Below are 1,138 nucleotides of genomic sequence, written 5' to 3' on the forward strand. Positions count from 1 at the left end.
TTTGAAAGCCGGAGAGTGGTTCCGGCGGGGTCTCTTGCTCATCGTCTCTCCTGTTCAGCAGCCATTCTGGCTGCTCTCAGGCAGAAACTCCACTTATCCCGCTGTCCAAATTTCCCGAGCCAGCTCTAACTTCATCGGTCTTAGCCATCGAGGCTCATTGTACCTCGATCCATTGCGTAGGGCTTTGTGCATGATGAAGGTTGCGTGAAGCATGCCTCCACTCAAGACCAAATTTTTAGGAACCTGCCCAAACTCTCGGGCTTCGTTTGTTCTTGGAAGGCAGGGAGCACGCTCAAAGATCGTATCGACGGCCGATTGCCAGTCTTTGTTAACTGTGACTTCGTTAGGAACTCCGCCGCTCCTTGACTGCAATCAGAGGAGAACGTTATCCCTTGAGTCGACTATAGTTCAGATCATTGCGGACGATTCGTCAGTCGGCACTATGGCACGCGGCTCTTTGTGAGCCGGCATGGCGCTCTGCCATTTTACCGGTCTCAAGCCCGGATGTTCTGTGAGCAACGGATCGAGTTTCGCTCGAGGCATGATGCCATTCCGTTGTGTCGGTTTGACTCCGACATTTCCCGAACAACTCAGATGCTTCCGAGCGAGCAGTTTTCGAATGGTAGAATGTCCTGGCCCCGTTAATCTGCCTCCATGGAAGGAGGTCGACCGCCTTGCTGCACTTCAGAAATTCGACATTCTGGATACCGCTCCGGAGGTTGAGTTCGATAACATCGCGAAGGTTGCGGCCCAAATTTGTGACGATCCGATTGCATTCATTTCTTTCCTCGATGAGTACAGGCAGTGGTTCAAGTCCAGGATTGGCTTTGAGATCTCTGAGACGCCCCGCGAAGTCTCCATTTGCGACCGTGCCATTCACCAACCGGGTGTGTTTACCATGCCCGATATGGCCGCCGATCCCCGATTCCGGAAGGAAGTATCCATCCGAGCGGGGCCGCGGGATTTTGGGTGCCGCGCGTGGTAACGTCGGTTCATGGAGATCGATGAGGACAAGATCGACGATGCCGTTTTGGCGCTGTTATGGCTGACGCTGCATAACGAGCGTTGTGCCTGGAAGGGCTTCGACTGGGCAACGACGGATCGGCTTCACAAGAAGGGCTTGATCGGCGACCCAGTC

The 1,138-nt window shown here is 54.2% G+C and carries 1 protein-coding gene; it reads left to right on the forward strand.

Features of this window, described 5'->3' with window-relative positions; all coding sequences use genetic code 11:
* Positions 1-994: 994 nt before the first annotated feature.
* Positions 995-1,138 (forward strand): DUF6429 family protein (locus tag FS320_RS49495; RefSeq protein WP_244626992.1); only part of this gene is annotated, 144 nt, incomplete at its 3' end.

It is taken from the genome of Microvirga tunisiensis (genome assembly GCF_009296175.1).
GTDB lineage: Bacteria > Pseudomonadota > Alphaproteobacteria > Rhizobiales > Beijerinckiaceae > Microvirga > Microvirga tunisiensis.